The organism is Achromobacter mucicolens (assembly GCF_029866465.1).
Taxonomy (GTDB): domain Bacteria; phylum Pseudomonadota; class Gammaproteobacteria; order Burkholderiales; family Burkholderiaceae_B; genus Achromobacter; species Achromobacter mucicolens.
Genome location: NZ_CP123364.1, coordinates 3255542 through 3280248, shown reverse-complemented (window position 1 = coordinate 3280248; position 24707 = coordinate 3255542). Strand labels below are relative to the sequence as shown.

Here is a 24707-nt window from a genome sequence, read left to right as displayed (position 1 = left end):
AGAGGCGCGTCGGCTTGGGCCGGCGGCTCAGAGGGTGTCAGACCTTTTGCGCGGACTGTGCCTGATGGGGTGTCAGACAATGTCGCGCCCTTATCCGGCGTGTTCGATCACCAGTTGCACCGACACCATCCCGTTCCACACGTTTTGTTCCAGACGGTACGCCGCCTGTATGTGTTCCGGCAGCGACTGGTCGTGGCCGAACCAAATGGCGTCAAAGCGCTGGTGGCCACGTTCCAGGGACAGCTTCAGGTGCTTTTCGCCGACCAGCCGCTGGTTGCGCACGGTGAATTCGTCCAGGAACAGGGGGGCGGCAAAGCCCGCACCCCACACCTGCTGTTGCAGCATGCCGGCCACGTCGGCGTTGGCGTAGCCCGTTTCCAGCGAGCCGTCGGTTTCGATGACGGGTTCGAAGGTGTCGCGTCCGGTGAGTTCGCGCACCGCAGCGTCGAAGGCGGGGGCGAAGGCCGGGAAATCAGCCTTGCCCAACGTCAGGCCGGCTGCCATCGCGTGGCCGCCGAACTTGCGGATCAGGTTGGGATGGCGCTTGGACACCAGGTCCAGCGCGTCGCGCAGGTGCACGTCGGGGATCGATCGGCCGGAGCCGCGGATCTCTTCGTCGCCCGCGGGCGCGAAGGCCAGGGTGGGACGCCAGAATTTTTCCTTCAGGCGCGAGGCGACCAGCCCCACGACGCCCTGGTGCCAGCCCGGGTCGAACACGCAGACGGTTGCGCCCGCGGCAGCGTCGGGCGCTTCCATGGCGGCCAGCGCCTGCTCGCGCATCTCGGCTTCGATCGTGCGGCGTTCGCGGTTGATGTTGTCCAATTCACGCGCCATTTCCAGCGCCTGCGCCTCGTCCTCCGTGGTCAGGCAGGCGATGCCCAGGCTCATGTCGGCCAGGCGGCCCGCGGCGTTGATGCGCGGACCCAGCGCGAAACCGAGGTCGAAGCCGTTGGCGCTGCGCGGCTCGCGGCCGGCGACGGCGAAGAGCGCGCGCAGTCCCGGCTGCAGGCGGCCGCTGCGCATGCGCTGCAGGCCTTGCGTGACCAGCAGGCGGTTGTTGGCATCGAGCTTGACCACGTCGGCCACGGTGCCCAGCGCAACCAGGTCGGACAGCGCGTCCAGGCGCGGGCCGCCGTCGGGGGCATACACGCCGCGGCGGCGCAGTTCGGCGCGCAGCGCCAGCATCATGTAGAAGATGACGCCCACCCCGGCCAGATTCTTGGACGGAAAGCCACAGCCCGGCTGGTTGGGATTCACGATCGCCAGCGCCTCGGGCAGGGTGTCGCCCGGCAGGTGGTGATCGGTGATGACGACGCCGATGCCGGCGGCATTGGCGGCGGCCACGCCGTCGACGCTGGCGATACCGTTGTCCACGGTGATGATGATGTCGGGCTTGCCGGCGCGGTGGCGGCAGGCCAGCTCGACCACGGCAGGCGACAAGCCGTAGCCGGTTTCGAACCGGTTGGGCACCAGGAAGTCGACATCCGCGCCCATGGCCGACAGCGCGCGCAGGCCGACCGCGCAGGCGGTGGCGCCGTCGCAATCGTAGTCGGCCACGATCAGCAGCTTCTTGCCCGCCTGGATGGCGTCGGCCAGGACGGCGGCGGCGTGCGCCGAGTGTGTCAGGCCGGCCGGCGGCAGCAGGGACGGCCAGGCGAGGCGGGTCTGGTCGGGATGGGTCACGCCGCGCGCGGCCCACAGGCGGGCCAGCAGCGGATGGATGCCGGAGGATTCGAGGATGTGGCAGGCGGCCAGGTCGGCCGGACGGATCGTTAAGCGGGGTGAGACCACCAGGCGCTCCAGTTCTTCTTGGGCGCGGGCAGCAAGCCGAGCAGGCCCCCGCGCGGTTTCAGGTCAAGGGCGGCCTGGCGGTCATCGCCCAGTAGCAGCAGTTCGATAGGCGTGGCGGGCAGGCCTTTGGCGGCCGCCAGCGGGCGCAGATGGCGCGCGTCCAGGTCAGCCAGCGCGTCGAGCCAGGCGGCCCAGTCGCCGGCGCGTTGCGGCGCGTCCAGTTCCGTCAGCACCTGGGCCGGGCTGGCGGGCGCCGCCGTCCAGGGCGTGCCGCCGCCATACAGCCACAGGGCGTTCACGGGCGGCAGGCCGCGCGCGGCCCGGTCATCGTTGACGGGGTGTTCGTGCCACGCCATCTGGATCTCATTGAGCAGGCGCCGCCACGGACGCGCTTCTGCATCCTGGCGCCACCAGTCATTCAGGCGCTTTCCCGCCACTGCTGCCGGGCTGGCCGTCTGGGGGCGCAGGTCCGCCGGCAGGCGCAGCCGCCACCGCTGGGGCGAAAGCGGCTCGACCGAGAAGCCGGTGCCGTCAAAGAGGGGGCGGGCGGTCTCCAGCAGGGCGGCCGTTTCGGATTCCGTCAGGTCCATCAAGGCGGGATCCAGCAACGAGGCCTGGTCCGCGCCCAGGGCAAGATGAACCAGCTCGCAGAGCCAGACGGGCTCTTGCGGCGAGGCACTGGACTGTTCTGCGGCCAGCAGCGGGCCGAGGCCCGCGCTTTGCAGCAGGCCGGGCTCGGCGGCGTACCCCGAGCGTGCAAGTTGCCAGGATTCGAAGGCCGTGCAGCCGTGGGCGCGCAGGTCGTAAGCCTGCAGACGGGCGGCCGCGGCCTGCAGCCAGCCGTGCAGGGTGGGCGCGCGCTCGGGCAGGAGCTTGGCCAGTTCGGCGGCGACGGGAAGGGAGGGCAACGCGCCCGGAATGACGATCAGCATGGGCGCGATTGTAGTCCGCGGCGGCATGGGGAACTTAGCGCCTTCCGGAACTGCCATACGTTGTCACGGCTGGTCTAGGATCCGCACATCCGCGCGGCGATTTGCGGACGGTTAATGCAATAATGCGCACGTGCTGAAAATACCCTACGAACTCTGGATCGGCGCCCGCTATGCGGGTCTTGCCCGTATCCGCCAGCGACGCGGCCGCCGCGATCGCTTCATCTCCTTCATCGCCGCCAGCTCCATGGCGGGCATCGCGCTGGGCGTCGCCGCCCTGATCGTGGTGCTGTCCGTGATGAACGGCTTTCAGAAAGAAGTGCGCGATCGCATGCTGTCGGTGCTGCCGCACATCGAACTCTACCTTCCCGGCGCGTCGCCCGAACGGGTGCTGGAGCAGTGGCAACAGTTTGCCACCGCCGCCGAGCGCAACCCCGAGGTCAAGGCGGGCGCGCCCTTCGTCGCGGCGCAGGGCATGCTGGTCAGGGGCCAGGCGCTGCGCGGCGTTCAGGTGCGCGGCATCGATCCGGCCACCGAGGGCAATGTGTCGGACCTGCCCCGGCAAATGGTGTCGGGCAAGCTGACCGACCTGAAACCCGGCGGCTTCGGCGTGGTGCTGGGCAATGAACTGGCCGACGGCATGGGCGTCAAGGTGGGCGACACGCTGCTGATGATGGCGCCCCAGGGCTCGATCAGCCCGGCCGGTTTCGCGCCGCGCATGCGTCAGTTCACCGTGGTGGGCGTGTTCTCGTCCGGCCACTATGAATACGATTCCTCGCTGGCATTCGTCGACAACGAAGACGCCGCCCGCGTTTTCCGCGAAAGCGGCACCGCCGGCGTGCGCCTGCGCATCGCCGACATGCAGAAGGCGCCCGAGGTGGCGGCCGAGCTGCGCAACGTCCTGCCGCCCTATGTCATGGCCAGCGACTGGTCGCGCAACAACCGCACCTGGTTTGCCGCGGTCCAGACCGAAAAGCGGATGATGTTCCTGATCCTGGCGCTGATCGTGGCCGTGGCCGCGTTCAACCTGCTGTCCTCGCTGGTCATGGCCGTCAAGGACAAGCAATCGGACATCGCCATCCTGCGCACGCTGGGCGCGGGGCCGGGCGAAGTGGCCCGCATCTTCCTGGTGCAAGGCGCGCTGATCGGCGTGATCGGCACCTTGCTGGGCGTGGCCGGCGGCATTGCCATCGCCTACAACGTCGATGTGATCGTGCCGTTCATCGAGCGCATGCTGGGCGTGCATTTCCTGCCGCGCGAGATCTATTTCATCAGCGCGCTGCCGTCCGATCCCCAGGTGGGTGACATCGTCACCATCGGCGTGACCTCGCTGGTGCTGTCCCTGCTGGCGACCTTGTATCCGAGCTGGCGCGCCTCGCGCCTGCAACCCGCACAGGTGCTGCGCCATGATTGATTCCCCGACGCACACGCCCCAGGCCGGCGCCACCCCGGCACTGCAGGCCGAGAATATCGTCAAGGTCTACGACGAAGGCCCCGCCCGCATCGAAGTGCTCAGCAACGTCAGCCTGTCCGTCGCGCGCGGCGAGATGGTCGCCATCGTGGGTGCCTCGGGATCCGGCAAGAGCACCTTGCTGCATATCCTTGGACTGCTCGACGTGCCCACCAGCGGTTCGATCACCGTTGATGGCCAGTTGGGCATCGGGCTGTCCGAATCGCGGAAAAGCGCGGTGCGCAACCGCAGCCTGGGCTTTGTCTACCAATTCCACCATCTGCTGGCGGAGTTTTCCGCGCTGGACAACGTGGCGATGCCGCTGATCGTGCGCCGCGAGAACCGCGACAAGGCGCGCGAGGCCGCGCGCGAAGTCCTGGGCCTGGTGGGGCTGTCGGCCCGTGAAGGCCACTTTCCGGGGCAGTTGTCGGGCGGCGAACGCCAGCGCGTGGCGCTGGCGCGTGCCCTGGTGACGCGACCGGTGTGCGTCCTGGCCGACGAGCCCACGGGCAACCTGGACCGCCACACCGCCCACAACATGTTCGAATTGCTGACCCGGGTGAACCAGGAGTCGGGCACGGCATTTGCGATCGTGACGCACGATCCCGAACTTGCCGCCCGCGCCGACCGTCAGTTGCTGATGGAAAACGGCCGCCTGGTGTCCGGCTAGCCCGGTCCGCAGCGAAAGCCGCCGGTCGCTGGTCCGCACGGCGGCCGCGGGCGGATAATCCGCATTCGGAGGACACGCCCATGCTCATCGACACCCATTGCCACCTGGACGCCGCTGAATTCGATGCCGACCGCACCGAGGTCGCGGACCACGCCGCCCGCGCCGACGTCCAGGCCATCGTGATTCCGGCCATCGAACGGGCCAACTTCGCCATCGTGCGTGACCTGGCCGCCAGCATCGCCGGCGGCGCCTATGCGCTGGGCATTCATCCCTTGTACGTCCAACGCGCTGACGATGCCGATCTGGACGCGTTGCGCGAAGCGATCAAGGCATCGCTTGGCGATCCGCGCTTTGTCGCCATTGGCGAAATCGGACTGGATTTCTTCGTGCCGGAAATTTCGTCCGGCGAGCCGCGCGAGCGCCAGGAGCGCTTCTACGCCGCGCAGCTGGGCATGGCCGTCGAATTTGGCCTGCCGGTGCTGCTGCACGTGCGCAAATCCCAGGACATCCTGCTGAAATACCTGCGCCGCCATCCGCGCATCGGCGGCATTGCGCACGCGTTCAATGGCAGCGCCCAGCAGGCGCAGGCCTTCATCGATCATGGATTTGCCCTGGGAATGGGCGGCGCGATGACGTTCGAGCGCGCGCTGCAGATTCGCCGGCACGCGGTGGACGTCGGGCTGGAGCATCTGGTGCTTGAGACCGACGCGCCCGACATTCCGCCCGCCTGGCTGCACGAGCCCAACCGCCGCAATCGTCCCGGCGAACTGGCACGTATTGCCGAGGTGCTGGCGGAGCTGCGCGGCATCACGCCGGGGCAGGTGGCGCACGCGACGACCGCGAATGCCATGCGGGTGTTGCCCAGGCTGCCCGCAGCCATCCTGGCCGACGCGGACTGACCGCCACGTCCTCGACCCGGGCGCCGTGCCCGTCGTCTTACGCTGGCGTTGTCAGCAGCGGCAGGTCCATGCGCACGCTCAGGCCCTGCGGCGCCACGTTACGGGCCGATATCGTTCCCTTGTGCGCGGCGATCGCGGCTTGCGCAATCGATAGGCCCAGCCCCGCGCCGCCGCCTGGCGTGTGGGCGGCGGCGGCCGATCCCGCGCGATAGAAAGGCTCGAACAACGACGCGAGTTCCTGCGTGGCGACGCCCGGACCGCGGTCTTCGATTTCAAGGCTGGCCTCGGTGGCGCTGGTCAGCAAGCATACGCGGATGACGCTTTCGGCGGGCGCGAAGCGCAGGGCGTTGCGCAGCACGTTCTCGATCGCGCTGGCCAGGCTGGCGCGGTCGCCGGCGATCAGGATGGGCGCCGGTGTTTCCCAATCGATGCGCAGGCGCCGGCCCGCCGCCTCGTAGCGCGCGTCGTCCACCACGCCCGATACGACTTCCGACAGATCCAGCGGTTCGGTGGGCACGGGCAGCGCGCCCACGCGGGCAAGCCGCAACGTGTTGCCCACCAGCGCGTCCAGGCGTTCGCATTCGCGTTCGATGCGGTCCAGCTGCAGATCGCGCCGCTCGTCGTTGCGCCGCGCCAGTTCCGAGGCCAGGCGCAGGCGCGCAAGCGGCGAACGGAGTTCGTGCGCGACGTTGTGCAGGAGCTGCTCGCGCGTATCGACCAGCGCCTTCAGGCGCACGGCCATCGCGTCGAAGTCGCGCGCCAAGAGGCCGAGTTCGTCCTTGCGCGTGGCGAGCTTGGCCGGGGTGTGCGTGTCCAGGCGTCCCGCGGCCAGGGCATGCGTGGCCTGGCGCAGTTGCGCGAGCGGTGCGGTGATGTGGCGGGTCAGCGCCCAGCAAAAGGGCGCAGTGACCGCCAGCGCGAACAGCAGCAGCGCGAGCGCGACGGGCGACAACGCCAGCACCTCCCAGCGCGACGAGTCAAAGGGCAGGAACAGCATCAGCATTTCCGAGCCGTCCGGCAGCAGCAGCGTCTGGGGATCCCACCAGGAGACGCGCTCGCCTGCGGGATCGGCCGGCGCGTAGTCGGACTGCGTGGCCCGGTCGGGTCCCGCGCGGTACGCGACCAGCCAATCATGCAGGCGCGTGGGCAGGCGCCTGCCCAGGATGTCCCGGTCCTCTGCATCCATGATGTAGATCTTCAGCGCCGAGTAGTTGTCGTCCATGGCGCGGACCCAGCGCGCCAGGCCTCCTTCGCCCTGCGTGCGCGCCACCTGGGCGGCGTCACGCGTGAGGTTGCCCGGGTTCAGGCCATCCAGCGAATTGAAGCGGTACCAGGCCACGCTGGCGGTCAGCACCATGCCGCAGACCAGGATGACCGCCATGGCGCCCCAGAACGTCAGGAATGCGCGCCAGAAGAGCGAGCGGGCGGGCAGCAGCGTCATCACGCGGCGCCCGCCAGCACGTAGCCCAGCCCGCGCAGATTCCGGATGGACAGCATGTCTGCGTGTTGATCCAGGCGCAGCTTCTTGCGCAGGCTGCTGATGTGCGTGTCGATGCTGCGGTCGTACCGGTCTGGGGCGCGGCCCAGCGCATACAGGCCGATCTGGTCGCGCGCGATCACCTGGCCGGGCGCGCGCATGAGGATTTCCAGAATGCGCTGTTCGGCGCCGGTCAGCATGACCTCGTCCTCGCCCAGGCGCGCGCGGCCCGTCGCTGGATCCAGCGAGAGCGCGCCCAGGCTGAGGGACGGGCTGACGGGGGCGGGGGCGTGCTCGAAGCGGCGCAGCACAGCCGTGATGCGGGCCTTCAGTTCGCGTGGGCTGAACGGCTTGGCCAGGTAATCGTCGGCGCCGAATTCCAGCCCCAATACGCGGTCGGTCTCGCCGCCGTGCGCCGTGAACATGATGACGGGGCGGCGTGAGCGCTGGCGGTAGTGCTTGAGCAGGTCCAGACCGTTGCCGTCGGGCAGCATGAGGTCCAGCAGCACGAGGTCAAAGTCGTCCTGCGCCAGCAGGGTCTGGCCTTGCGAGCGGGTGTGCGCCAGCGTGAGCTGGCACTGATTCGGTTCCAGGTATTCGCGCAGCATCTGCGCCAGCTCGACGTCGTCGTCGATGAGCAGGATGCGGCGCGCCACCGCTGAATGATTCAAGAGCATGCGTGTTGGGCGTCGTGCATCCGGCAGTTTGGCCGAAGGGGGCACGGCGCAGTGTCAAGAAGTGCAAAGAAGATAAAAGTTGCGGAAAGCGTGTTGCCGCGTGCTGCAAGCCCCAATTCTAATATGAGAATGGTTTTCATTAATAAGTGGGAGCCGGCGTAACGCCGCGCGTGGGGCGCGGTGCAAACCGGGGACGGGAGAAGTTGGAATCATGAGCAGGAAAGAAGTGGCCTCGGGCCCGCGCATCGCCGCGTCGCGCACGCAACTGGCCGCCGCCTTGTGCGCCGCGGCTTTCGGCATTGCGCCGCAAGCGGTCTGGGCCCAGGCCGCGGACGCCACGACGACGATGGACACGGTGGTCGTGACGGCCAGCGGTTTTGAGCAGCGCATCCAGGATGCGCCCGCCTCGATCAGCGTGATCACGCGCGAAGACCTGGACAAGAAGTTCTACCGCGACCTGAACGACGCGCTGGTGGAAGTGCCCGGCGTCATCGTCACGGGCGGCGGCGACCGCCAGGACATCAGCCTGCGCGGCATGGGACCGAAGTACACCCTGATCCTGATCGACGGCAAGCGCCAGAACTCGCGCGAAACCCGCACCAATTCGGATTCGACGGGTGTCGAAGGCGGCTGGACGCCGCCGCTGTCGGCCATCGAGCGCATTGAAGTCGTGCGCGGGCCGATGTCGTCGCTGTACGGCTCGGACGCGATGGGCGGGGTGATCAACATCATCACGCGCAAGGTGCCTGAAGAATGGCATGGCGAAATCCGCATGGATACGACCATCCAGGAAAGCAGCAATTCGGGCGACATTTACCAGGGCAATTTCTACCTGGCCGGTCCGATCAAGAACGACCTGCTGGGCCTGCAGATCTACGGCCAGGCCACCCAGCGCGACGAAGACGACATCTACAACGGCTTTCGCAAGCGCAATGCCGAAAGCGTGACGGCCAAACTGGCGCTCACGCCCAACCGCGATCACGACATCGTGCTGGAAGCGACCACGATGCGCCAGAAGTTCCAGGACACCCTGGGCAAGACGGTCGAGCCGCTGCCGCCCGGCACGGCGTGCCCGCGCACGGGCTGCCCGGCGTCCTCGGAGACCGATTACCGCAGCAGCAAGTGGGCGTTGTCGCATACCGGCCGCTGGGGCTGGGGCGTGTCCGACAGCTACGTGCAGCAGGAAGCGTTCGACAACCGTTCGCGCCAGATGAAGATCAAGAACCTGGACCTGCAGACCAGTTGGTCGCTGCCGCTGGGTTCGCACATGCTGACGCTGGGCGGCAGTTACCTGAACCAGCGCCTGAACGATCAGACGGGCAACCAGCTTGCTGGCGGCCCGAGCAAGGTCGAACGGTATCAATGGGCATTGTTCGCCGAAGACGAATGGCGCCTGACCGAACGCTTTGCCGTCACGACCGGCCTGCGCATGGACGAGGACGAGAATTTCGGCAACCACTTCAGCCCGCGCCTGTACGGCGTGTGGCACATGGCCGAACGCTGGACCCTGAAGGGCGGCGTGTCCACGGGATTTCGCGCGCCCGACCTGCGCCAGACCGTGGCCGGCTGGGGCCAGACGAGCCGTGGCGGCAACATGTACGGCAACCCGGACCTGACGCCCGAAAAGTCCGTGACCCAGGAAATCGGCCTGCTGTATGACGACGGCCAAGGCGTGAGCGCCGGCGTCACGCTGTTCAACAACGACTTCAAGGACAAGATCACCCGGGTGGCTTGCCCCCTGACGCAGTGCACGGACGGCCCCAACCAGTTCGGCTCGAATCCCACTACCTACATGAACGTGGACAAGGCCGTGTCGCGCGGCGTGGAAGCCAGCCTGAAACTGCCGCTGGCGGCCGACTGGTCGATGACCAGCAGCTACACCTTCACGAAGTCGGAGCAGAAATCCGGCCAATACAAGGGCGAGCCGCTGAACCAGTTGCCCAAGCATCTGTTCACGACCACGGTCAATTGGCAGCCGTCCGACGCGCTGCAGGCGTGGGCCCGCGTGAACTTCCGCGGCCGCGAAAGCCAGCCGACCACAGGCCCGTCGTCGGACGCGCTGGTGGCCCCGTCCTACACGTTCGTGGACCTGGGCGGTTCGTACGCCGTGAACAAGACCGTGTCGGTGTACGCCGGCATCTACAACTTGTTCGACAAACAGGTCGCCTACGACGACTTCGGCTATGTCGAAGACGGCCGCCGCTACTGGCTGGGCGTGGGCGTGAAGTTCTGAGTTTGACGGGGCGCGAGAGCGCCCCATTACAGAGAGGTTTGCATGAACAATGGAAAACAGGCGGGCGCCGCCCGCCGCTGGGCAACGCGTACCGGCATGGCCTTGGCGCTGAGCGCGGCGGCAGCGGTTTGCGCCGCGCAGTCCACCACGCCGGTCAAGCACGCGCGTGGCGAGACGGCGGTGCCGTCGAACCTAACCAAGGCCATCGTGCTGGATCTGGCCGTGCTCGATACCCTGCACACGCTGGGCGTGGACCCCGTGGGCGTGCCCAGCGCGGCAAAGCTGCCGCCGCACCTGAGCCAGTTTGCGGACAAGCGTTACCTCAAGGCGGGCACGATGTTCGAGCCCAACTACGAGGTCATCCACGCCGCCGCGCCGCAGGTCATCTTCGTGGCGGGCCGCTCGGCGCCGAAGTACGACGAGCTCTCCAGGATTGCGCCCACGGTCGACCTGACGGTTGACGCCAAGGATCTGGTCGGCAGCGTCAAGCGCAACACCGAAATGCTGGCCGCGCTGTACGGCAAACAAGACGAGGCGAAGACAAAGCTGGCGGCGCTGGACGCGTCCATTGCATCGCTGAAGGGCAAGGCGGCCAACGCCGGCACGGCGCTCATCGTGCTGACCACCGGCGGCAAGATGAGCGCCTACGGCCCGGGCTCGCGGTTTGGCGTGATCCACGACGCGTTCGGCGTCAAGCCCGCCGCGTCGGGCCTGAACGTGTCGAACCACGGCCAGGCGATCTCGTTCGAGTTCATCGCCCAGACCGATCCGGACTGGCTGTTCGTCATCGACCGCGACGCCGCCATCGGCCGCGAGGGCGTGTCGGCCGAGCGCATGCTGGACAACGAACTGGTGCGTCCGACCAAAGCCTGGAAGAACCAGCGCGTGGTGTACCTGAACGGCTTTAACTGGTACCTGCTGGGCAGCGCGGGCCTGACCGCGATGCAGCAGAACGTGGACCAGATCGCGGCGGCGTTGGCGCAGGGAAAGTAAACAGCATGCAAGACGGGAAGGGCGGCTGGTGAACTGGCGGCGCGCAATCGGCGGGTGGGGCGGCCTGGCCGCCGTAATGGTGGTATTGCTGCTGTTGTGCGTGGCCAGCGTCAGCGTGGGCGCGGGCCAGATGCCATGGACCGCGCTGTGGGGCGGCGGCGAGGCGGGCGAGCGCGCGTGGCGCCTGCTGATGGTCAGCCGCATACCGCGCACGCTTGCGCTGCTGCTGGCGGGCGTGGCGCTGGCCGTGGCCGGCCTTATCATGCAAATGCTCGTGCGCAACCGCTTCGTCGAGCCCTCGACGGCCGGCACCGTCGAGTCCGCCACCCTCGGCATTCTGGCCATCACGCTGCTGGCGCCCGATACGCCCGTCATCGGCAAGATGCTGACGGCCACGGGCTTCGCGCTGGCGGGCACCTTGTTGTTCTTGGCCCTCTTGCGACGCGTGCCGCTACGCACGCCGTTCATCGTGCCGCTGATCGGGCTGATCCTGGGCGGCGTGATCCAGGCGGTCACAACCTTCGTGGCGTACCGCTTCGATCTGCTGCAATCCCTGCATGCGTGGACGACCGGCGACTTCTCCGGCGTGCTGCGCGGCCGCTACGAACTGTTGTGGATCGGCTTTGCGCTGGGCTGCGCGGCCTATGCCGCCGCCGACCGCTACACGGTTGCGGGAATGGGCCGCGAGTTCGCGTCCAACCTGGGACTGAATCATGCACGGCTGACGCTGGTGGGCCTGTTGATCGTTTCCGCCATTTCAGCGGTGGTGGTCGTGACGGCCGGCAGCATCCCGTTCCTGGGCCTCATCGTGCCCAATGCCGTCAGTCTGGTGCTGGGCGACAACATGCGCCGCGCCATTCCGTGGGTGGCGCTGCTGGGCGGCGTGTTCGTGCTGGCCTGCGACATCATTGGCCGCCTGGTCATCCATCCCTACGAAATCCCGATCGGGACGGTGGTGGGCGTGCTGGGCAGCATTTTGTTCTTGTGGCTGCTGCGCACGCGGAGGAATCGCGTTGGCTGATATCTCGATACCGGCCCTGGCCGCGCGCGCGCCGCAGACGTGGCGCCTTGCGGCGCTGGGCGCTTTTGCGCTGCTGTGCATTGTGGCCTTCATGACGCTGGGCGCCAATGGCCAGTGGTCATTCGTCATTCCTTTTCGCGGCGGCAAGCTGCTGGCGATGTTGCTGGTGGCCTATGCGGTGGCCGTGTCTTCGGTGCTGTTCCAGACGATCACCCACAACCGCATCCTGACGCCCGCCATCATGGGCTTCGATGCGATGTACCTGCTGATCCAGGCGGTTGTGGTGTTCGGCTTTGGGCAGGCAGCGGCCACCGCCAGTCATCCGGTCGCGGCCTTTCTCCTGGAAGTGTGCGCGATGACGGCGTTCGCGTGCCTGCTGTTCCGGTGGCTGTTCTCCGATGCCGTGCGCAGTCTGCATCTGATGATGCTGGTTGGCATCGTCTTTGGACTGCTGTTTCGCAGCCTGTCCAGTTTCGTCGTCCGGCTGATCGATCCGAATGAATTCCTGGTGCTGCAGGACCGCATGTTTGCCAGCTTCAATTCGGTGCGCATCGAATTGCTGCCGATCGCGCTGGCGGCCGTCTGCGCGGCTTCGGTCCTTATCTGGCGCATGCGACGGCGCTACGACGTGCTGGCGCTGGGGCGCGATATTGCCTTGAACCTGGGCGTGGACTACCGGCGCACGCTCATGCTGACATTGGCGGCCATTGCGGTGCTGGTGTCCGTGTCGACGGCGCTGGTCGGGCCCGTCACGTTCTTCGGCCTGCTGGTCAGCAACCTTGCGTATCACGCCATGGGGTCGGACCGGCACCGCCACACCGTGCCGGCCGCGATGCTGCTGAGCGTCATATTCCTGGTCGGCGGTCAGACGCTGCTGGAGCGCGTGCTGGGGCTGAACACCACCGTCAGCGTGGTGATTGAATTCGTGGGCGGCGTGATGTTCCTAGTCCTGATCCTGCGCAGGGGGCGCCGATGATAGAAATCCAGAAGGTCAGCAAGCAATACGGCGACACCGTCGTCATCGACGATGTCAGCCTGGATCTGCCGGCAGGCGGCGTCACCGCCATCATCGGGCCGAACGGCGCGGGCAAGTCCACCTTGCTGTCCATGGTAAGCCGGCTGTTGCCGATGAGCGCGGGGCGGGTGCTGGTCGAAGGCCTGGACGTGACGCGCGCGGACAGCCGCGAGCTGGCCCGGCGCCTGGCCATCCTGCGTCAGGACAACCATCTGCCGCTGCGGTTGACGGTCAGGGATCTGGTGGCGTTTGGCCGGTACCCGCACACGGGCGGGCGGCTGACGATGGATGACAAGGTCCATATCGACCAGGCCATCGCGTATCTGAATCTGGAGCCGCTGGCAGGCCGCTACCTGGACGAGATGTCCGGCGGCCAGCGCCAGCGCGCGTTCGTGGCCATGGTGCTGTGCCAGGACACGCGCTACGTGTTGCTGGACGAGCCGCTGAACAGCCTGGACATGAAGCACGCCGTCGCCATGATGGGCACGCTGCGCCGGGCAGCCGATGAACTGGGCAAGACGGTTATGCTGGTGCTGCACGACATCAATTTCGCATCCAGCTACGCGGACCGCATCGTGGCGATGCGTCAGGGGCGGATCGCCCGGCACGGCACGCCGGCCGAACTGATCCGGCCGGACGTGCTGAGCGATCTGTACGAGCTGCCGATTGACGTGCACGAAATCGGCGGCAAGCGCATCTGCGTCTACTACCGGTAAGGCGGCGGGCCGCTTACTGGGTCAGATCAAGCGCATAACGCGACAGCTGCGTCACCGGGTCCGGCGTCGCGTCGTACACCGAGACGTTGGTCACGCCGTGCGCCGTGGCCATCGCCAGCGTGCCCGGCACCGACGAAAACACCACCGGTCCGGCAAGCCCGCTCACCTGCGTGAAGCGCCAGCTGCGATCCAGCCCGAAAGTGGCCAGGTCGAGCGTGGGGTTCTTCTTGATGTAGGCGATCAACACGTCGCGGCTGGCATCCGGCGCTTGCAGCACGATGTCGCCCTTGCCGCCGGCCAAGCCGGGGAAATCGCCGCCACCGCTGGCGCGGTAATTGTTGGTCACCACCAGGAACTGCGCGGTCAGGTCCAGCGGCGCGCCGTTGTACGTCAGCGCCTTGATGCGCGAGCCCTTCGGCTGCGTCACGTCGATTTCATACCGCAGCGCGTTGCCCGCCGCATACAGCACGTCGAAATTGAACGTGGGAAAGCCGGTGTCGATCAGGTCCTGCGGCGCGACCTGTGCGGGGTCGATCTGCTTGAACTGCTCGGCCGTCTTCTCCAGCCACTGGCGCACGATGTCGCCGCTGACTCGCACCACTTGCAGCGTGTTCGGGTACAGGTACAGATCGGCCGCGTTGTTGATGGCGACGTTGCCTTGCTTCACATACGTGAAGTCGCCGGGACCGTTGCGGCCGCCCTTGAACGGCGCTGCAGCCGACAGGATCGGCAGGCCCGCGTACGACGGGCTGTTTTTGGCGATGTAGTCGGACAGGTAGTCGATCTGCGCCATGTTCACGATCTGCAGCGCGGACACGTCGCCTGCCAGCGCGTAGTACGTGGCCATGTCGAACTGGCTTTGGCCGATCGGCGTCTTCACATAGCCGATGGTCGCGGCGTGCTCGGCCTGCACCAGCTGCTGCGCGGCCGAGTCAGGCGCGACGTAGGTCGCGGGCGTGGATCCGCTTTGCGCGGTCAGCCTTGTCGAGATGCGTTGCACCTGCGTGGCGTCCTTCTGCACCTTCCAGCCCTGGTCATACGCCAGCTTGAGCGTGATCTGACCCAGGTTGTTGCCCCATTGGCCGGCTTGCACGGTGGGCACGCCGTTGATCAAGCCCTTTTCCAGTTCGACGCCCGGCTGCCCGGCAAACTGCGACTTGGCGTTGGTGTCGGGAAACAGCAGATGCTGGTGGCCCGTGATGAGCGCATCGATGCCCGCCACCTGGCTGAGATAGCCCGCGCCGTTTTCCATGTCGGGGCTGTAGGCCGTGGCCAGGTCGATGCCGCCGTGCGCCAGCGCCACCACCAGGTCCGCGCCGGCGGCCTTCATCTCCGGCACGTAGCGCGCCGCGGTTTCCTTCCAGCCCGTGACTTCCACGTGGCCTTCCAGATTGGCCTTGTCCCATTGCATGATGGGCGGCGGCGCAAAGCCGATCACGCCCACCTTGAGGGGCACGTCGATGGACTTGCCGGTGGTGTCGGTCGCCTTGAAGGTCTTTTCCAGCAGGACGTACGGCTTGAAGATCGGCTGTTTTGAGGCGGCCGAGACAACGTTGGCCGACACGAACGGAAATGCCGGGGCGGCGCAATCCTTGGCGCCCGCCGGGTTCGTCTGCGCCGTGCCCTTGCCGATGCCGGCCAGCCCGAAATCCACATTGGTGATCTGCGACAGATAGGGCAGACCGTAGTTGAACTCGTGGTTGCCCATCGTGGCCGCGTCGTACGACAGCAGCTTCATCTGCTTGTAGATCGCGATCATGTCGGAACACTGCACCGGCGACACCAGCGCCTGATAGTCCGACAGCGCCGTGCCCTGCACCGTGTCGCCGTTGTCGAACAGCAGCGTGTTCGGGTGCTGCTTGCGCGCATTGGCGATCAGCGTGGCCGTGCGGTCCATGCCGTAGCTCTTGTCTTCGGCAAGCTTGTAATAGTCATAACCGAGCACGTTCGCATGCAGATCCGTGGTGCCCAGAATCGCGACGTCCAGCGTGGCGCCTTGCGGCACGCTGGCCTGCGGCGGCGTCTCGGGCGCGGCAGTGTCGTCGTCATCGTCATCGCCGCCGCAGGCGGACAGACCGGCTACCAGCGCAAAGCTGGCGGTGACTGCATAGATCTTGCGTAGGTGTGGCTTCACCGTCTTTCCTCCGTGTTGAAGGAAAGAATTTTGGGGACGGTGTGTGACCTACCCGTGACATGCGCGGGGCCAAATCAACGCAGGGGAGACTCGCGCGTCAGGCAATCCGCTTCCAGCGCGGCCAGCGCATCCAGGAACCGCCATGCGAACGATCCCGGTCCGTCGGCATGTAACGCGGCGCGCTGGCCCGCAATGCCGAAGCACGACAGCGCGGCCACGGCCGCGGCAAACGCATCGTTGCGCGATACCGCGGCAAACGCCCCGACCACCGCGCTAAGCGCGCACCCGGTGGCGGTCACGCGCGGCATCAGCGGCGAGCCGCCCGTGATGTGTACGTCGCGTGCGCCGTCCGTCACGTAATCGGTTTCGCCCGTCACTGCCACCACCGTCTGGCGCTGCGTGGCGATGTCCCGGGCAGACTGCTCGGCATGCGCCACCGCGTCGCGCGCGTCCACGCCTTTGCCCGAGCTGAGGCCGCCGGCCAGCGCAATGATCTCGGATGCGTTGCCGCGGATGATGGCGGGCTTGAGGTCCAGAAGCCGCTGGATGGCGTCACGGCGAAAGGCGGTGGCGTGGTGTGCGACCGGATCAAGCACCCAGGGCGTACCCGCGTGCGCGGCGGCCTTGGCCGTCAGCAGCATGCTTTGCAGCCAGGGCGAGGAAAGCGTGCCGATATTGATGACAACCGCGCCGGCGAATCCGGCGAACTCGGGGGCCTCTTCTTCGGCATGCACCATGGCGGGCGACGCCCCGATCGCCAGCACCGCGTTGGCCGCGTAATTCATGGAAACGAAGTTGGTCAGGCACTGCACCAGCGGCGCGTCACGGCGGACAGCGGACAGCAGGTCCTGGGCGTGATGGGCGAGGGGAGTCAGAAGGGAATGGGGCATGCCGGGCGGATGTTGCGCGGGGACGCGCTCCCCGGGTGAATGGCGTATGTTCCCGGGGGAACCCGGGAGGTGTCAAGCTCGCGTTGCGCAACAGCACGCCGGCCATACCCAATTTGAGGTACGGGCAGCTTTCACGCCCGGTTCACAATCATTGACCGGCCCCGGATCGTCGTGAGAATCGGGCACGCGACGTTATCGCCCGGGCGGCACGAACCTTTAAGCAAGCAGAGGAACCGCCATGCTGAGTTCCGAACAACTTCAACGCGTGTTTCCCAACTGCAGAGCCCCCGCCGAGTGGGCGCAAGCGTTGGCGCCCGCGTTTCAGAAGTACGAAATTGAAACCCCTGACCGCATGGCGAGTTTTCTGGCGCAGACGGGCTATGAATCCAGCCAATACAACCGGATCGAGGAAAACCTTAATTACTCAACCGCCGCGCGGTTGACCAAGGTGTGGCCCAAACGATTTCCGGATGAAGCGTCCGCGATGCCCTACGTGAATAACCCGCAGGGACTCGCAAATCTGGTTTACGCAAACCGGATGGGCAATGGCGATGAGTTAAGCAACGATGGTTACCGATATCGCGGACGAGGCATCATCCAGCTGACGGGACGCAGCAATTACGATTCGGCAGGCGATGCGATGGGCGTGGACCTGGTCAACACGCCCGAGTTGCTGGCCGACCCGAAATGGGCGGCGCTGAGCGCGGGTTGGTATTGGCAGTCGCGTGGGTTGAATGAGTTGGCCGACGACCGGACCCATGACGACGATCTGGAAGACTTTGCCCGAATTACGCGGCGCATCAACGGGGGACTGGCAGGGCTGAAGGAGCGCTTTGCCTTGTTCGAGCGCGTCTATGCCGAACTGATGCGATAGCCCGGCAAGGGCGCGCCGCCCGCCCGGCGCAGGTTGCATCGGGCAGGCGGCGTTTCATGTACCGCTTGGTTCGCAGCGCGACGCTTACGTCGTGGCGCGGTAGCGGTTACGCAGGTCGCGGATCTGGTCGTGGTTGTGCAGCACGCCCTGGTATTGACGTTCGACGATGGCACGCACATTTTCCGGCAGCGTTTCCTTCAGCGCCTTGTCGTAGTCGGCCTTGGCCACGTCCTCGCCTTTCTCGCATTCCTCGAGCAGCGTCAGGTCGGTGCGACTGGAAACCGCTGCCTTGATGTTGGTCCAGCCACGGTGCATGGCGCCGGCCACCGTGCCGCTGTCTTCGGGCTCGCCGCCCATCTGCGCCACGAGCGCTTGCAGTTCTGCGGCGCCAGCGGCGCAATCGCGGGAGCGGTTGCGAAAGAGTTCCTGCAACTCGGGAGCCTTCGCGTCCTCGGCCGCCGAAGCGAAGCCCTTCTCGCCGTTCTTCGACGTTTCGATGAGGTTGTTCAGCACCTTGATCACATGATCGGCCATATCGGTCTCCTTGGTTTGGAAGGATCAGGCAGCGGGGTGCTGCCTGTGGAACCGGATATTCAGCAAGCGGCGTGCCCGGCCCGCATCGCGGCCGGGCAATCGAGGTCGCCGAGGTTGCGCTAGACGCGCGGGCAAGTGGAACCGGCTTTCAGCGCATCCAGTTCCGGATCGGTCATCTCCAGCGCCAGCGACGCCATCGCGCAGGTGACCGCCAAGGCGTTGCGCAGTTCGTCTTCCCGGATGATGTCCGGCAAATCGCCGCGCGACAGGATGTGGCGCACGCGCGATTCGGGTTTCTCGAAGCCCGCAACCAGACGCAGGGCAGGAATGCCTTGCTTGGCGAAATTGGCGTGGTCGGAGTTCGGCATGAAAGGCAGCCAGTGCGACACTGGCGCCCCGGCGCGCGCGGCGGTGTCCTGGACCACGTCCGCCAGCGCCGGATAGTCGCTGATCAGCGCGCAGAGCGTGTCGTCGCCCGCAACGGTGTCCAGATTGATGTCGAACTTCAGCCGCTGACGCTCGGCGGCCGGCATGTCGGCCAGGTAGCGGGCCGACCCGGCCAGCGCCCATTCTTCAGCGGTGAAGAAGCAGATGCGCAGTCCGGGCGTGCCGGGCCCCAGCCGTTTAGCCAGCAACCGCGCGGCAGCCAGCGCGACGGCAACGCCCGTGGCATTGTCCAGTGCGCTCTGGCCGAGGTCATGGCCGTCCATGTGGGCGCTGATCACGATCCGGCTGTCCCGGCCGCCGGCCAGGTCCAGAACGCCGGCGCAGGCCATCGAATCGCGCAACTCTTCGCCCTGGATCTGCAAGCGGACACGGGCGCCGGACCGGGCGGTCAATGCGGAAGCGGCTTCGTGGCCAATATAGGCCGCGGGAATGCCCGCGCCGTCGCGGGGGCGGCCGGAAGAGCCGGACAAGGGGCCCGCGCCGGGCAGCGTGTTGGCAATGAGGAAGGCGGCAGCGCCCTGAGCGACCGCCATGTCGTATTTGCGGCGGCGGTGCACGTGCGTTTGCGAGAACGGATATTCATGTCGCACCAGCACGATCCGGCCGCGCACGGCATCGCCAGCACGCTCGAAGTCCTCTGGGCGGCCCGCGCCGACATCCAGCACTTCGCCTTCCAGGCCTTGCGCGGACGTGGAGGCCGAGCGCAGCAGGGGCACGCACTCCAGATCCTCGGGCGCGTCGCCTAGCAGGGTCAGGCGGCTGGATAGGCAGCGCCAGCCCTCGTAGGACACCGGCACGCGCCGCACGTCGGGTCCGATTTCCCGGAGCCGGTCCAGCGCCCAGTCCATGGCTGCATCGTCCTGCCCGGTGCCGGACAGGCGACCGCCAAAACTGCAAAGAGTCTGGAAATCGTGCATCAAGGCCGCGTCGTCGGCGGCCTGCTGTTGCCAGCTTGTCGTCATCAATGTCTCCGGCGCCGCGCGCATGCCGCGCGGCGCTGCTTGCGTGTTATTCGAAGGTGATATTGGCGCGCTGCACCAGATCGGCCCAGCGGGCGAAGTCCTGCGTCAGCAACGCCTTGAGGGCTGCGGCGCTGGTGTCGGGCGGCAGGTTCATGCCCACGCTGGCGAGCCGCTGCTTGACGGGCTCGGACTGCATGACCTTGGCCATCGCTTCCGACAGTTTTTTCTGGACGGGCTCAGGCGTGCCGGCCGGCGCGACCAGTCCCCACCAGCTTTGCACGGTCAGGCCCGGGTAGCCCAGTTCCTGGAAAGTCGGCACGTCCGGCGTGCCGATCTGACGGGCGGGCGAGGACACGCCAATCGGCTTGATCTTGCCGCTCTGGAACAGGGCAACGGCCGAGGCCATCGTCGTAAAGCTGGCGTCGATCTGGCGGCCGGCCAAGTCATTGACCGATGCCGACGCGCCCTTGTAGGGGATATGCGCGAGCTTGGTGCCGGTGTTTTGCATGAACAGTTCGGCCATCAGATGGGTCAGCGAGCCGTTGCCGCCCGAACCGATGGAGACGGTGTCCGGCTTGGCCGAAGCGATCTTGACCAGCGACGGCACGTCCTGCGCCTCGAACCCGGGATTCACGAACAGGTACATGGGCGACAAGCCCAACAGCGTGATCGGCGCGAAATCCTTTTTCGCGTCGTATTTCACCCGGTCCTTGTACAGCGCCGGCACGATGGTGAACGGCACGTCGGCCAGCAACAGCGTGTAGCCATCGGGCGCTTCGGTCGCCACGTAGGCGGTGCCCAGCATCGATCCCGCACCGGCGCGGTTTTCCACCACGACGGATTGCCCAAGTTCGGCGCTCAATTGATCGCTGAGCGCCCGGGCCACTACGTCCGAGCTGCCGCCCGCCGAATACGGCACGACGATCTTGACGGGTTTATCGGGATAGGCGGCCGAGGCGGATTGCACGCTTGCGAAGCACGCGGGAATGGCCATGGCGGCCAGCAGTTTTTTCCACTTGAACATGATTTTTATGGTGATCCATGAATTATTCACGTCATTGTGGTGCGCGCGCTGGCCCCCCGCAAAGGAAGTATGCGCATAGGATATTCCAAACTGGAATAGGTGCTTTTGCGGGGCCGGCGGCCTGAAAGCAGTCAGGTTCTAGGCAATGCCCGCGTATTGCCGCGTTTGCCTGTTCAGCGCCTGGCCCTGGGCGATGACCCACTCGCAGAACGCTTCGCAGTAGGGGCCGCCGACGTTGGGACGGGGCTGCATCAGGTGATAGCCGTAGCGGCCTTCGATGGCCTCGCCGAAGGGCCGCACCAGGCGTCCCGACTCCAGATGCTCCAACACCATGCACAGCGGCATGATGCCCGCGCCCAAGCCATTGAGCACCGCCGGCAACAGGATCGAAAAGCCTTCGTATTCCGCCGCGGTGGCGGCGGGACCGGACCACAACGGGGCGACGTCGGCGCGCCACTCGTCCCAGCCATAGCCGCGCTGGGCGCGCTTGAGCAAGGGCAATCGGGCGATGTCGTCCACGCACTTGACCGGATGGCGCTTGATCACCGAGGGCGCTGCCACCAGCGCCATTTCGCGGCCGCACAGATACTGCGCGCTCATGCCCGACACATATCCCGTGTGAAGCTGGATTTCCGCGTCGAACCGTTCGGAGCGGTCGCGGCCATGCAGCAGGCGAGGGCGGATGTTGACGCGGATCTCAGGGTGCAATTCAAAGAACTCGGCCAGCCTGGGCAGCAGGAAAAACTGCGCAAACGACGGCGAGACCGCCACGTTCAGGGCGACGCGCGACGCGGGGTTGGCGACCAGCGCGTCAGCCTCGTCGATGAGCCGCACCGCCGCGCTGATGCGCTCCAGGTAGAGGGCGCCCGCGTACGTCAGCCGCAGCCCCGCAGGCATGCGCTTGAAGAGCGCGGTGCCCAATCGGCCCTCCAACGCCGCCACGTGTTTGCTGACCGCGCTTTGCGTCAGGCTAAGCGCTTCGGCCGCGCGGCTGAAGTTCAGCGTTTCGGCGGCGGTGAGGAAGATGCGCAGCGAAGACAGGGAGTTGCGGGAGCCTTTCATGGGAAGCGGGGCGTGAGAGTAGGGTGGCGCTACTGTACTGCGTGCGCCCGGACGGTAAATCGCATGCGGGCGCACGTCGCACCATAGTCAGGGGTAATCAATTCGCCAGACCGGCTCGAGGTGATTTTCTCCATTGCGCGGGAGTCACGCCAAGATGCTGCTTGAACACGCGTTGAAACGCCGCGTCCGACTGATAACCCACGCGCTCGGCGATGCCGCCGATGGATTCGCCACTTTCGCGCAAGAGTTGTGCAGCCTTTGACATGCGTATGTCCGTCAAATACTCCGTTGCTGAACAATCCAGCGCTTCCTGGAAATGCCTGACAAACGTGGCGCGGGACATATTGCAAAGGGCAGCCAGGTCAGGGAGTGTCCAGGCTTGTCCCGGCGCTTGAAACATCTGATTCAAGGCCGGCGCCAAGCGCGGGTTGTTGGTTAATGCAAGCAATCCAGATGCGGCTTGTTCGGCTTTTGCCGCATGTCTCAATGCGACTGCCATCAGCGCAGTGGACAAGGCGTTAAGGATGGCGAGGCCGCCTAGCTGCTCATTCATTGACTCATTGCGGATTAAACCGATCAGGTTATTGAGCTCGGTGCTCCGGTCGGCCTGATTATCCGGATTGGTGTTGACGATCAGAGCAGGAGGCAGATGCTTGCGCATGAGCCTGTCATAGGGTTGCTTCAGCATGAATCGTCCACACAACATGTCCATCTTGGCACCCGGCCCTTGATTTTCGCCGACCGTGATGTTGGCGAGACTGCGCTTTTTGATCGGCAGGGGCGCCTTGCCACTTCCGTCATGCAGGACATGCGGGCCACCGTCAACCGCCATGAAGATCGTCCCTGCCTCAAGAAGCTGCGGCGGCTGATCTGGAAGTTCAAGCACGGCACTGCCGCTCAGTATCACGTGATAGGGAATCTCGTCGGCAGGCGCCTGTTCAAACGTCTCGCGCCACGGGGCACCAAACAAGCAGCGCACCTCCAGGCGTCCTCTCACGGTCACGATATCCAGCAGGTTGCTTAGCCAGTCAGTATTGGTCATGTTCGCGAATTCAGCGCTTTCAGGTGTGTGAGACGAATGAGCATATTGTTGAGCCTTGCTCGTCTTCAGCAACGTCGTTGAGAGAAATACAGTGACTACTCCCATCTTTGCTCTCAAAGGAGTTAGTCATGTCCCGAATCGTTACCCCTCCGGTTGAGTCTGCCTCTGGAGCCACTGCAGAACTCTTTTCCCAGATCAGCAAGGCGGCTGGTCGCGTCCCGAATGCCTACGCGGCCATCGGCGCACACAACCCTGCCGCCCTGAAAGCCATCTTGCAGGCGGACAGTGTGCCCGGCACCTTGAGCAGACAGGAAAAGGAAGTCATCAAGCTGGCCGTCAGTTCGGCATCGGGTTGCGATTACTGCCAAGCCGCGCACTTCCTGGTTGGCAAGCTGGCAGGCGTTCCGCAAGAGACGTTGAAGCAGGTCATTGCAGATCAATCTACCGGAAACGTGCGTTTCGATGCGCTTACCCGCTTTGTTCGCAAGCTTGCAAGCAACCCTGGCACGCTTGCCGACGAGGCCTTTACCGATATCAAGTCCGCCGGATTCAGCGATGCCGAAATTGTTGAAATTGGCTTGGTCGTCTCTGTGATTACATTCACCAATATCTTCAATCGCGTGAACGATACGGCAATCGATTTTCCACAAATTCCGTAATCACGGCGCGCGGAAAACACGCCGGGAACATTTTTCCGGCGTGTTGGAATCAGTTGATATAAACGTTGTCGCGCTTGCTGCGGGCCTGCAAGACCAAGGCCTTCGGCGTAACGCCATGCGACCGCATGAATGCGCGACGCATGCGCTCTTCATCGCCAAATCCCGTCAGCGAGGCAATACGGCTTACTGATGCATGGCCCTGATCAATGAGCGTCTCGGCAGCCTCGATTCTTAGCTTTTCAATCGCCTTTGCGGGCGCCATGCCTGTTTGCATTTGAAAAATCCGGCTGAAATGACGGGGACTCCAATGCACGTGTTCCGCCAGATCCTCGACGCTCAGATCCTTGCTCAGGTTCTCCTTTGCAAATCTCAGGGCTTCCTTGACGCGATCAGAGCTAGGCTCCATTTCCGCCATCGCCGAGAACTGCGACTGCCCACCCGTGCGGCGGTGGTAGACGACCATGAGGCGCGATATGGTCTTGGCGATTTCCACGCCTAGGTCAACCTCGACCAGCGCCAACGATAAGTCGATGCACGCTGTCACACCGGCCGATGACCACATGTCGCCATCCTTGACGAAGATCTTGTCCTCATCAACCTGAATTTCGGGATTTTGCTCCTGCAGAAGTCTTCCGAAGTACCAGTGCGTAGTGGCCCGTTTACCGTTCAGCAGGCCAGTCTTGGCCAGGATGAAGGCACCTGTACAGATGCTTGCCACGCGCCGGGTTGCTCCGGCTGCGTGTCGAATTTTATCGATCAGGTCAGGTGTCGCATTTGGAATGCTTGTAGCACCTGCGATGAGCAGCGTGTCATAGCTTCCCCAACCTATCGCCTCGGTGCCGACAACGACGCCGGTCGAACTTTCAATGAGTCCGCCCGAGACCGATAAGGCAGCGAATTCGTACACCACGTCTTTCTGCAAGCCGTTTGCAAATTCGAAAACGGTGAGGGCAGCCAAATCCAAAGCTTGGAAGCCCGGATAGACGACCAGTCCGATGCGCTTAATCATGGAAGTCCTTAAATGCGTTTTTCTGATTGTTGAAGACATTGCCATCGAAACTCTGCAATGTCAATTGTTGCTTATTAAACAGTCACTTAATGGCGGGGTGTGTGTGTTTCGGCGTAAGTGATGGCAGAAATTGCGTGTTTGTTGTCTGAAATGCCAAATCCGCTGGTAGCACAATGACTTCATCGCATCAACAACGCAA

22 protein-coding genes are annotated in these 24707 nt (G+C 65.3%); 10 read left to right on the top strand and 12 right to left on the bottom strand.

Features of this window, described 5'->3' with window-relative positions:
• Positions 1 to 90 precede the first annotated feature (90 nt).
• Positions 91 to 1791 carry a single-stranded-DNA-specific exonuclease RecJ gene (gene recJ, locus QEP15_RS14920; protein WP_280147655.1) on the bottom strand — a complete coding sequence of 567 codons (1701 nt, stop codon included), beginning with the start codon at positions 1789 to 1791 and terminating at the stop codon, positions 91 to 93.
• A complete protein-coding gene (locus QEP15_RS14915) occupies positions 1773 to 2723 on the bottom strand; it encodes a hypothetical protein (RefSeq protein ID WP_217617541.1) in 951 nt (316 codons plus the stop codon). Before QEP15_RS14915 ends, recJ begins: the two co-directional genes overlap by 19 nt.
• Positions 2724 to 2853: 130 nt before the next feature.
• On the opposite strand from QEP15_RS14915, the gene QEP15_RS14910 reads away from it, so the two are divergent.
• The 3 genes from QEP15_RS14910 (at position 2854) to QEP15_RS14900 (ending at position 5739) form a co-directional block, all read left to right on the top strand.
• Positions 2854 to 4134: a lipoprotein-releasing ABC transporter permease subunit gene (locus tag QEP15_RS14910; protein ID WP_056318935.1), complete on the top strand. Its 1281-nt coding sequence runs from the start codon at positions 2854 to 2856 to the stop codon at positions 4132 to 4134.
• The gene (locus QEP15_RS14905) at positions 4127 to 4840 is read left to right on the top strand and encodes an ABC transporter ATP-binding protein (RefSeq protein WP_056318936.1); all 714 of its coding nucleotides are present in this window, start codon (positions 4127 to 4129) and stop codon (positions 4838 to 4840) included. The genes QEP15_RS14910 and QEP15_RS14905 overlap by 8 nt, the downstream gene beginning before the upstream one ends.
• A gap of 80 nt (positions 4841 to 4920) precedes the next feature.
• Positions 4921 to 5739 carry a TatD family hydrolase gene (locus QEP15_RS14900; RefSeq protein WP_280147654.1) on the top strand — a complete coding sequence of 273 codons (819 nt, stop codon included), beginning with the start codon at positions 4921 to 4923 and terminating at the stop codon, positions 5737 to 5739.
• A gap of 37 nt (positions 5740 to 5776) precedes the next feature.
• On the opposite strand, the gene QEP15_RS14895 is transcribed toward QEP15_RS14900, so the two are convergent.
• Both QEP15_RS14895 and QEP15_RS14890 read right to left on the bottom strand, forming a co-directional pair.
• On the bottom strand, positions 5777 to 7180 hold the full coding sequence (locus tag QEP15_RS14895; protein ID WP_280147653.1) for a HAMP domain-containing sensor histidine kinase: 1404 nt from the start codon (positions 7178 to 7180) through the stop codon (positions 5777 to 5779).
• Positions 7180 to 7893: a response regulator transcription factor gene (locus QEP15_RS14890; protein WP_152384742.1), complete on the bottom strand. Its 714-nt coding sequence runs from the start codon at positions 7891 to 7893 to the stop codon at positions 7180 to 7182. Before QEP15_RS14890 ends, QEP15_RS14895 begins: the two co-directional genes overlap by 1 nt.
• Before the next feature lie 211 nt (positions 7894 to 8104).
• On the opposite strand from QEP15_RS14890, the gene QEP15_RS14885 reads away from it, so the two are divergent.
• The 5 genes from QEP15_RS14885 to QEP15_RS14865 all read left to right on the top strand — a co-directional run bounded on the left by QEP15_RS14885 (position 8105) and on the right by QEP15_RS14865 (position 13871).
• A complete protein-coding gene (locus QEP15_RS14885) occupies positions 8105 to 10126 on the top strand; it encodes a ligand-gated channel protein (protein WP_280147652.1) in 2022 nt (673 codons plus the stop codon).
• Positions 10127 to 10168: 42 nt separating this feature from the next.
• Positions 10169 to 11119, top strand: a complete 951-nt coding sequence (locus QEP15_RS14880) for a siderophore ABC transporter substrate-binding protein (protein ID WP_280147651.1) — start codon at positions 10169 to 10171, stop codon at positions 11117 to 11119.
• A 76-nt stretch (positions 11120 to 11195) separates the two neighbouring features.
• Positions 11196 to 12140 (top strand): ABC transporter permease, encoded by a 945-nt coding sequence (locus QEP15_RS14875; RefSeq protein WP_280147650.1) that lies wholly within the window; start codon positions 11196 to 11198, stop codon positions 12138 to 12140.
• A gap of 1 nt (position 12141) precedes the next feature.
• Complete coding sequence (locus QEP15_RS14870) at positions 12142 to 13116, top strand: iron chelate uptake ABC transporter family permease subunit (RefSeq protein WP_479272347.1); 975 nt, start codon at positions 12142 to 12144, stop codon at positions 13114 to 13116.
• On the top strand, positions 13113 to 13871 hold the full coding sequence (locus tag QEP15_RS14865) for an iron ABC transporter ATP-binding protein (RefSeq protein WP_280147649.1): 759 nt from the start codon (positions 13113 to 13115) through the stop codon (positions 13869 to 13871). The genes QEP15_RS14870 and QEP15_RS14865 overlap by 4 nt, the downstream gene beginning before the upstream one ends.
• Before the next feature lie 13 nt (positions 13872 to 13884).
• On the opposite strand, the gene QEP15_RS14860 is transcribed toward QEP15_RS14865, so the two are convergent.
• Both QEP15_RS14860 and thiM read right to left on the bottom strand, forming a co-directional pair.
• The gene (locus QEP15_RS14860; RefSeq protein WP_152384738.1) at positions 13885 to 16005 is read right to left on the bottom strand and encodes a 5'-nucleotidase C-terminal domain-containing protein; all 2121 of its coding nucleotides are present in this window, start codon (positions 16003 to 16005) and stop codon (positions 13885 to 13887) included.
• Positions 16006 to 16079: 74 nt separating this feature from the next.
• Positions 16080 to 16895, bottom strand: a complete 816-nt coding sequence (gene thiM, locus QEP15_RS14855; RefSeq protein WP_175155747.1) for a hydroxyethylthiazole kinase — start codon at positions 16893 to 16895, stop codon at positions 16080 to 16082.
• Between the two features lie 238 nt (positions 16896 to 17133).
• On the opposite strand from thiM, the gene QEP15_RS14850 reads away from it, so the two are divergent.
• Positions 17134 to 17769 (top strand): glycoside hydrolase family 19 protein, encoded by a 636-nt coding sequence (locus QEP15_RS14850; protein WP_280147648.1) that lies wholly within the window; start codon positions 17134 to 17136, stop codon positions 17767 to 17769.
• An 84-nt stretch (positions 17770 to 17853) separates the two neighbouring features.
• Here QEP15_RS14850 and QEP15_RS14845 read toward each other — a convergent pair whose 3' ends face one another.
• The 5 genes from QEP15_RS14845 to QEP15_RS14825 all read right to left on the bottom strand — a co-directional run bounded on the left by QEP15_RS14845 (position 17854) and on the right by QEP15_RS14825 (position 22945).
• Positions 17854 to 18303, bottom strand: a complete 450-nt coding sequence (locus QEP15_RS14845; protein ID WP_142054773.1) for a PA2169 family four-helix-bundle protein — start codon at positions 18301 to 18303, stop codon at positions 17854 to 17856.
• Positions 18304 to 18422: 119 nt separating this feature from the next.
• On the bottom strand, positions 18423 to 19712 hold the full coding sequence (locus QEP15_RS14840) for a M28 family peptidase (RefSeq protein ID WP_217617547.1): 1290 nt from the start codon (positions 19710 to 19712) through the stop codon (positions 18423 to 18425).
• Between the two features lie 46 nt (positions 19713 to 19758).
• A complete protein-coding gene (locus QEP15_RS14835; RefSeq protein ID WP_217617548.1) occupies positions 19759 to 20736 on the bottom strand; it encodes a Bug family tripartite tricarboxylate transporter substrate binding protein in 978 nt (325 codons plus the stop codon).
• A gap of 138 nt (positions 20737 to 20874) precedes the next feature.
• Positions 20875 to 21798, bottom strand: a complete 924-nt coding sequence (locus QEP15_RS14830; RefSeq protein WP_056318978.1) for a LysR substrate-binding domain-containing protein — start codon at positions 21796 to 21798, stop codon at positions 20875 to 20877.
• A 97-nt stretch (positions 21799 to 21895) separates the two neighbouring features.
• Positions 21896 to 22945, bottom strand: coding sequence for a cupin domain-containing protein (locus tag QEP15_RS14825; RefSeq protein WP_338077633.1), 1050 nt, complete (start codon positions 22943 to 22945; stop codon positions 21896 to 21898).
• A gap of 23 nt (positions 22946 to 22968) precedes the next feature.
• On the opposite strand from QEP15_RS14825, the gene QEP15_RS14820 reads away from it, so the two are divergent.
• Positions 22969 to 23499: a carboxymuconolactone decarboxylase family protein gene (locus QEP15_RS14820; RefSeq protein WP_056318980.1), complete on the top strand. Its 531-nt coding sequence runs from the start codon at positions 22969 to 22971 to the stop codon at positions 23497 to 23499.
• 49 nt (positions 23500 to 23548) lie between these two features.
• On the opposite strand, the gene QEP15_RS14815 is transcribed toward QEP15_RS14820, so the two are convergent.
• Positions 23549 to 24508, bottom strand: coding sequence for a GlxA family transcriptional regulator (locus tag QEP15_RS14815; protein ID WP_276558123.1), 960 nt, complete (start codon positions 24506 to 24508; stop codon positions 23549 to 23551).
• Positions 24509 to 24707 lie beyond the last annotated feature (199 nt).

Coding starts and splice junctions, on each gene's coding strand:
- QEP15_RS14915 (WP_217617541.1), bottom strand. CDS start 2,723: ATGCTGATCGTCATTCCGGGCGCGTTGCCCTCCCTTCCCGTCGCCGCC.
- QEP15_RS14905 (WP_056318936.1), top strand. CDS start 4,127: ATGATTGATTCCCCGACGCACACGCCCCAGGCCGGCGCCACCCCGGCA.
- QEP15_RS14900 (WP_280147654.1), top strand. CDS start 4,921: ATGCTCATCGACACCCATTGCCACCTGGACGCCGCTGAATTCGATGCC.
- QEP15_RS14895 (WP_280147653.1), bottom strand. CDS start 7,180: ATGACGCTGCTGCCCGCCCGCTCGCTCTTCTGGCGCGCATTCCTGACG.
- QEP15_RS14890 (WP_152384742.1), bottom strand. CDS start 7,893: ATGCTCTTGAATCATTCAGCGGTGGCGCGCCGCATCCTGCTCATCGAC.
- QEP15_RS14885 (WP_280147652.1), top strand. CDS start 8,105: ATGAGCAGGAAAGAAGTGGCCTCGGGCCCGCGCATCGCCGCGTCGCGC.
- QEP15_RS14880 (WP_280147651.1), top strand. CDS start 10,169: ATGAACAATGGAAAACAGGCGGGCGCCGCCCGCCGCTGGGCAACGCGT.
- QEP15_RS14875 (WP_280147650.1), top strand. CDS start 11,196: ATGGTGGTATTGCTGCTGTTGTGCGTGGCCAGCGTCAGCGTGGGCGCG.
- QEP15_RS14865 (WP_280147649.1), top strand. CDS start 13,113: ATGATAGAAATCCAGAAGGTCAGCAAGCAATACGGCGACACCGTCGTC.
- thiM (WP_175155747.1), bottom strand. CDS start 16,895: ATGCCCCATTCCCTTCTGACTCCCCTCGCCCATCACGCCCAGGACCTG.
- QEP15_RS14850 (WP_280147648.1), top strand. CDS start 17,134: ATGCTGAGTTCCGAACAACTTCAACGCGTGTTTCCCAACTGCAGAGCC.
- QEP15_RS14845 (WP_142054773.1), bottom strand. CDS start 18,303: ATGGCCGATCATGTGATCAAGGTGCTGAACAACCTCATCGAAACGTCG.
- QEP15_RS14840 (WP_217617547.1), bottom strand. CDS start 19,712: ATGACGACAAGCTGGCAACAGCAGGCCGCCGACGACGCGGCCTTGATG.
- QEP15_RS14835 (WP_217617548.1), bottom strand. CDS start 20,736: ATGTTCAAGTGGAAAAAACTGCTGGCCGCCATGGCCATTCCCGCGTGC.
- QEP15_RS14830 (WP_056318978.1), bottom strand. CDS start 21,798: ATGAAAGGCTCCCGCAACTCCCTGTCTTCGCTGCGCATCTTCCTCACC.
- QEP15_RS14825 (WP_338077633.1), bottom strand. CDS start 22,945: ATGGGAGTAGTCACTGTATTTCTCTCAACGACGTTGCTGAAGACGAGC.
- QEP15_RS14820 (WP_056318980.1), top strand. CDS start 22,969: ATGTCCCGAATCGTTACCCCTCCGGTTGAGTCTGCCTCTGGAGCCACT.
- QEP15_RS14815 (WP_276558123.1), bottom strand. CDS start 24,508: ATGATTAAGCGCATCGGACTGGTCGTCTATCCGGGCTTCCAAGCTTTG.